This window comes from Paenalcaligenes sp. (assembly GCF_030152715.1).
GTDB classification, from domain to species: Bacteria; Pseudomonadota; Gammaproteobacteria; order Burkholderiales; family Burkholderiaceae_B; genus Paenalcaligenes; species Paenalcaligenes hermetiae.
The window spans coordinates 1-6506 of the sequence record NZ_JASLIX010000042.1; the positions used below are offsets into that span (position 1 = coordinate 1).

At 48.7% G+C, this 6506-nt stretch carries 4 protein-coding genes; 1 reads left to right on the forward strand and 3 read right to left on the reverse strand.

The features are described from left to right. Positions 1 to 2502 (reverse strand): DNA topoisomerase III (locus Q1V74_RS03240; protein ID WP_300647036.1); only part of this gene is annotated, 2502 nt, incomplete at its 3' end. Positions 2503 to 2564: 62 nt separating this feature from the next. On the opposite strand from Q1V74_RS03240, the gene Q1V74_RS03245 reads away from it, so the two are divergent. Next, positions 2565 to 5075 (forward strand): GDYXXLXY domain-containing protein, encoded by a 2511-nt coding sequence (locus Q1V74_RS03245; protein ID WP_300647037.1) that lies wholly within the window; start codon positions 2565 to 2567, stop codon positions 5073 to 5075. A gap of 19 nt (positions 5076 to 5094) precedes the next feature. Here Q1V74_RS03245 and Q1V74_RS03250 read toward each other — a convergent pair whose 3' ends face one another. Together Q1V74_RS03250 and Q1V74_RS03255 are read right to left on the reverse strand one after the other, a co-directional pair. Beyond that, the gene (locus tag Q1V74_RS03250) at positions 5095 to 5556 is read right to left on the reverse strand and encodes a DUF494 domain-containing protein (protein ID WP_260650995.1); all 462 of its coding nucleotides are present in this window, start codon (positions 5554 to 5556) and stop codon (positions 5095 to 5097) included. A gap of 91 nt (positions 5557 to 5647) precedes the next feature. After that, positions 5648 to 6506 (reverse strand): biotin/lipoyl-containing protein (locus Q1V74_RS03255; RefSeq protein WP_300647038.1); only part of this gene is annotated, 859 nt, incomplete at its 5' end.

The following is a 6506-nucleotide window of genomic DNA, read 5'->3' on the forward strand; positions in this document are numbered from 1 at the left end:
CGTCGCTTTTTTAGCCGCTTTTTTTGCTGTGGTTTTTTTCGCGGCTTTGCTTGCACGCGGTTCGAACTCAAAGCTAATTTTACCCTTGCTGTCACGCGTTAAAAAGGCTTTGAACTTGCGGTTGGTACGGTTCGAGACAAAGTTTTCTAGTAGGTCGGTTTTGCCTTCGGTGAGCAGTTTATGCATTTGCTCGCGGGAAATTTCCTGTTGCAGGATGACTTTGTTGCTACGGAAATCACAGCTTTTTTCTGGCCCAACGGCTTTTTCACAAACGTAGCGTACCCCGTGCTCATAGACATTGGCGCTGCATTTTGGACAAGATCCCACTGGGGTTTGGTCAGAAAAATCCACCGGCTCGTCGTCTTCGTCATCATTTTGGCCGAAGTCGAATTCGAGTTTGTTTTCGTCATTGATGCGTAAAATGGCAGCAAAAGGTCGGCCCATTTTGCTGATGAAGCCGGTTAGAGGACCAATGGTGCGATTCTGCAGCAGTTCTTCGACCTCGGGGATTTCTAGGGTTTTGCCCCCTGGGTGCTTACCGATAGAGAAATCGCAAGCGGTACAGGCATAGCGACGATAGTTTTCTTTGACAACGCCGCCACATACTGGGCAGGGCGTAGCTAAAGTGACGTAATCACCAGGAACGGTATCCCGCTCATATTCTTTAGCGCGTCGCACGATGGCTTCGGTCATGTCCTCGATTTTTGCCATAAAGTCGGCGCGGTCGAGTTGGCCTTGCTCGATTTGTTTTAGGCGGTACTCCCAGTCTCCAGTGAGCTCGGGTGAGGTTAGCTCATGGACGCCTAGACCTGCGAGCAGTGTCATGAGTTGCTTGGCTTTAGCTGTTGGGACGAGCTCTCGTCCTTCGCGACGTAAGTAGCCTTCGTTAAGTAAACCTTCGATGATAGCAGCACGAGTCGCTGGTGTGCCTAAACCACGCTCGGACATGGCTTCGCGTAGCGCATCATCATCAACAAGCTTTCCAGCACTCTCCATTGCTGAAAGTAGGGTGGCTTCAGAGAAGCGGGCAGGAGGTTTAGTGCTCAGGGCACGGGCTTCTATATGTTCTGTTTGGACACTTTCGTTGGCTTGTACGGCGATGAGACTATCTTCACTGGTTTGTGCTTCACGACCATAGATGCTGAGCCAGCCCGGGTTGACTAAGACCTTTCCTTCGGTTTTGAAGTGATGTTCGTTGACTCGTGTGATACGAGTGGTAATACGGAACTCTGCGGCTGGGAAGAACATAGCTAAAAAACGACGAGTGACAAGCTCATAGATTTTGAACTCAGCATCACTAAGCTCACGAGGCACTTGCAATGTAGGGATGATTGCAAAGTGATCGGAAACTTTTTTGTCATCAAATACGCGTCGATTTAGTTTGATCCAATCTTGATCGCGAGCTTGTTGTGCAAAAGGTTGGACAGAAGCCGAGGCCGTTGTCCCAGCATCGGCAATAGCTTGTACCGTATCTTTGACCGTTTGCAGGTAGTCTTCAGGTAAGTAGCGAGAGTCGGTACGTGGGTAAGTTAAGGCCTTATGACGCTCGTAGAGGGTTTGTGCTAAAGCCAGCGTGGTTTTAGCAGAAAAACCAAAGCGAGAGTTGGCTTCGCGTTGGAGCGTGGTCAAATCAAACAAGGCAGGAGACTGTTGTTTGGACGGTTTGGATTCCTCGGTCACGACTCCAGGTTGCCCTACACAAGCTTGCACAATGGCTTGTGCTTGTTCGGCATCCCAAATTCGTGTATCGCGTTTTTCCGCGTCGTCTTCATCTTTTTTGAACTTGGGATCAAACCAGCGCCCAGCGTATTGTCCCGTGGAGGCCGTAAAGTCAGCATGTACCTCCCAGTAATCACGAGGGGTGAAGCGACGAATAGCCTCTTCGCGCTCATGAACAATAGTGAGGGTTGGGGTTTGTACACGACCCACCGGGGTTTTGAAAAAACCACCATCTTTACTATTGAATGCGGTCATAGCTCGCGTACCATTGATGCCGACTAGCCAGTCAGCTTCAGCACGAGATCTAGCCGCGGCTTCTAGTGGTTTGAGCTCCTCGTCATCACGCAGCTGGTTAAAAGCCTCACGGATAGCTTCGCGCGTCATGGAACGCAGCCAGAGACGTTTAATGGGCTTATTGACGTTAGCATACTGCATGATATAGCGGAAAATAAGCTCCCCCTCGCGTCCAGCATCACAAGCATTGATAACTTTGTCCACGTCTTTACGCTTGAGTAATTTGACTAACAGTTTTAGTCTTTCAGTAGACTTCTTGTCTGATGGGCTAAGCTCAAATTGTGGGGGGATAACGGGCAGATGCGTAAAACTCCATTTGCCTCGGACTGGATCGTTGGGGGCGACAAGACTGAGTAAGTGGCCGATGCTAGAAGCCAATACATAGTTTTCGCTTTCAAAATAATCCCCTTCTCGGGTAAAGCCTCCTAGTGCACGGGAAATGTCCAGGGCAACAGAAGGTTTTTCGGCAATGATCAGAGTTTTAGTCATGGGTGTACCGTAGCTGTAAGTCCGCGTTGATAGCGCAGATCATACGAGGAGAAAAACGCATTATGCAAGTTAAAGTGTTAAAGGGCTCCATTTTGGACCAGCCAGAATGGAAGCAGTTCTTAAGCGCAAGCAGCCTGTTGTTGGCTGCGGTGCTGCTTGGAAGCGCGCTGATAATGGCGATTGCCGCCAATTGGCTTAGCTGGCCTAAAGTAGGTCGCGTGGCTTTGTTACAGGGAACTATAACAGTATTTGTATTTTTGGCGTGGTATCGCGCGCAGCAAGTGCCTACAGATTGGTCTAGAGCGCTCAGCCTGTCAAGCATGGGCTTAGCATTAGCTGCCATCGCTGTTGGAGGACTACTGGCCTTAATTGGACAAAGCTATCAAACCGGGGCGGACCCGTGGCAGCTTTTTGCTGTTTGGGCACTGCTGCTGTTGCCATGGTTAGTGGTAACGCGTTCCCTATTTATCATACTGATTGTTTTGTTATTGACAAATGTTGCCGTTTTTTTGTTCCTAGAAGTGGACCCCGCGTGGGGTGGTTTTGCTCTGTTACTTGCGCCAAATTCTTTATATGAGCTCATTCTTATTGCTTTGAATGGGGTGTTTTTGGCTTTGAGCCATTGGGCTGCGCCTTATTACCGTGATCCGTATTTATTAGTGCGGCGTCTGGCAGCGTTTTTGTTAATGAGTGCCGTGGTGTTTTGGCAAAGCGTGGCATGGTTATATCAAAACACCTACATGGAGTGGCAAAATGGTATCAGTCTTTTGATTTTAGGGGCGCTAGGCGCTTGGTATTTGCGTCGTCAGCAAGACTTGGTTGCCGGGGCTATTTTTTATGGTGGCTTTTATATCGTAGCGCTAGGTTTTTTTGTAGTGACAATAGGGGTGTGGACCTCGTCGGTCGTACTGTTATTTGTATTTTGTGCAGCGGTTGGCTGGGGTTTGATTTGGGATTTACGACGCGTCTGGCACAACACTGAGCCGTCCTCACATCAAAAGGAACCATGGTTTTTGCGTGCGTTCTATTTGGTGGTACAGCATATTGTAGTGATGTTTTTCCTATTAATGTTTTGGATGCTGTTTGGGGTGGTATTGCCTTTATTTACTCACCTATATTTACTTGTAGCACTAGGAGTAATTATTTACATTCAAAAAAATCCCAATAAATGGTTACAAGATCTGCCTTTGTTTTTATGGTTGAGCAGCGTTTTTTTAGCCGTAGTGAGTTTAGATGTCCTCACTCAGCCTAGTTGGGGGGTGATTGGGTGGCTAGTGGCGCTAAATGGGGTTGTGTATGCGGTGAGTGACTCTCGCTGGACACTACGGTTTAGTAGTGCCTTGATGGCGCTTGGAATCATTGTTAATGGTATTTTTTGGTCATTGGATCAGGTTTGGGAGTATTGGGCTGACTATAGCGATGTGGTGCTAACGGGATTGTTTTTAGGCTGGTTGCTTTTGGCGTGGGTAATGGCGCAAAAGACTCGTTGGCAGCAGAATTTGTCACCGCTTTGGTGGGCATGGGGCACTTTATTAGTAGGAGGGGGGCTACTGAGTGTAGATTTTCCGGCTATAGGTGGTGTGGAGGTAACACTGCAGCGGCTACGTTGGGCTGTGAGTGCTGCGGTTCCTGCTGTCTTTGCTTATGTATTATGGCGGCAGTATGCGTGGGTATGGGTCATAGGAGGCAGTCTACTGCTTGCCATAGTAAGCATGGTTTGGTTATGGGCGGTGCCCTTAGCTAATCTGGCATTAATTGCGTGGTTGTGGTCCTATGCACGGCGAGACCATGTTTTATTATGGTGTGCTGGCATCGTGTTTTTATTTGCCTTAGGCGGGCACTATTATGCACAGGATCGATTGTTGATCACAAAGGCGATGGAGCTTGCCTTGGCAGGAGCCGTATTGGCTTTAATTACTTGGTTACTGCGAGATGATCGGACAAAGCTGGAAGGCACTACGGGTTTAGCCAACAAAGATTTAGGTAAAAAAACGAATGTGCGTCTAGGATTAGGTTTAATTGTGGGGTGGGGGCTAATCCTTAGTGTTTCTGGGCTGGATGTGTGGGCAAAAGAAAAGCTTTTGGCTGAAGGGCAGTCGGTGGTGTTGAAATTGGCGCCAGTCGATCCACGAGCATTGATGCAAGGCGATTATATGGCATTAAGTTTCGAAGTGGATCGGTGGTTACGACAGTTACCAGATGCTCAAGCCCCTAGGAGCAGTTTAAGCGCGAAAACGCTCAATGTGTATGTGAGGCCTAATGCTCAGGGGGTGGCGCAGCTTGTGGCCGTGCAAAAGCCCTTAGGTAAGGATGTTTGGTGGTGGGATGAGCACCTGCAACAGTGGGGGTCGCCTTCTCAAGGTGAAAATGGATTGGAACAGACTCAGGTTGTGCAGCTTAAATATAAAAAAGGGCGCTGGTTACCAAGTGGTATTGATGCTTGGTTTTTTCCAGAGGGACAGGCGGCCTATTTTGCGCAAGCACAATATGGCGAATTTAAAGTGACCCCTACAGGTAAAGCGTTGTTATATCAGCTGTTAGATGAAAAAGTGCAGCCATTGACTGCGCCTTAATGAGAAGGAGAAAGGGCTATTAATGACATAAACGATTTTCATCGTCGGTTAATAGCTCTTCGAAAACCAAATGATCGATCTCAACCTCGTGGTTCCATAACACCATCAGAGCAACTATTTTTATAGTGGGAAGCGACACAGGGTATTCATGAATCGCTAAAGTGCGTTCAATCAGGATTTCTCGTAAGGCCGGAGGTAAAGCACCGGAGTTTTCTAAAAAGCGGATAAAAGAAATGGCTTCGTGGCCTAGGGCTTGCTGTTCGTGTTCGGTAAAAACACGAATGCTGTGAGCATGATGTTGAGGTAATAAGGGTTGATGCATGGCCGCGGACTCGCGTAAGCCATGGAGCCAGCTAAGGGCTTCGTTGATTTCCTCGTCCTCAAAACCAATGGCTGCTAGTTTATGCGCTAGGATCTCGGCTTTAGGACAAGCTTGGGGAGTGTAATAGGTTTCAAAAAGATAAACCAATATATCGAACATGGAGTATTACCATCAAAAAAATTGCGCGGCCTACATAAAGCCTACACGGTTTTAAGTAAAACTGTACGCTGAATTAGGCCGCGGTGCAAATCTAGTTGTCTGTAATTTCGATGGCAAGCAGGGCCGCACCCTCAGTGACTTGATCGCCTGCGTTAAAGAAAAGCTCGCTGACGGTGCCAGCATGGGGAGCGGTAATCGCGTGTTCCATTTTCATGGCCTCCAGAACCAGTAGCAGTTGGCCCGCCTCGACGGTGTCCCCAGCTTGTACTGCTAAAGATAAGACTTTGCCAGGCATCGGAGCCGTCAGGCCGCCGCCGTTGTCTTCCTCGGCCAATGGATCCACCGCTAGCGGGTCGACATAAGTAAGATGGCGTTGGATTTTACCGTAGCGGATATCGTACTCTGGGGCTTGCCCATAGACCGTGGCATGAAGACGCTGATCACCTAGGGTAATGGTCACACGTAGAGATTGTTCTGTTGCTTCGACCTGCCAGGCAAATGGCGTAGTGGTGTCGTTGTGTTGTAAATACCATTGATTATGCTCACGGCGTAGCTGTAGGGAACTGGTTTGATCCCCATCGGCAAACACAAAATGGCGGTACAGCAGGTCATTAGCACGCCAAAAATCATTTTGATCCCATGGATCAGCGTGAACTGTTGGGTTTTGACTACAACTTACCCCATATTGGTGTAGCTGTGCGGCCAAGGCTACGGCTAAGTCCAATAGGCCGGCGGGGCGCGGTTGAGGGAAAAGCGAGTCATAACGACGCTCAATAAACCCTGTATCGACATCGCCGGCCATAAAGGCGTCATCGCATGCTAATCGGTGTAAGAAGCGTAGGTTCGTATGTAAGCCGGCAATGTAGCTTTGCTCAAGTGCGTGCTGTAGTTTACGTAGCGCATCGTCTCGGTCTGAGCCATGGACAATGAGCTTGGCGATCATAGGATCG

What these genes read in the sequence shown, in the direction of transcription:
- Q1V74_RS03250 (WP_260650995.1), bottom strand. Translation starts at nt 5,556, where the DNA reads ATGTTCGATATATTGGTTTATCTTTTTGAAACCTATTACACTCCCCAA.
- Q1V74_RS03245 (WP_300647037.1), top strand. Translation starts at nt 2,565, where the DNA reads ATGCAAGTTAAAGTGTTAAAGGGCTCCATTTTGGACCAGCCAGAATGG.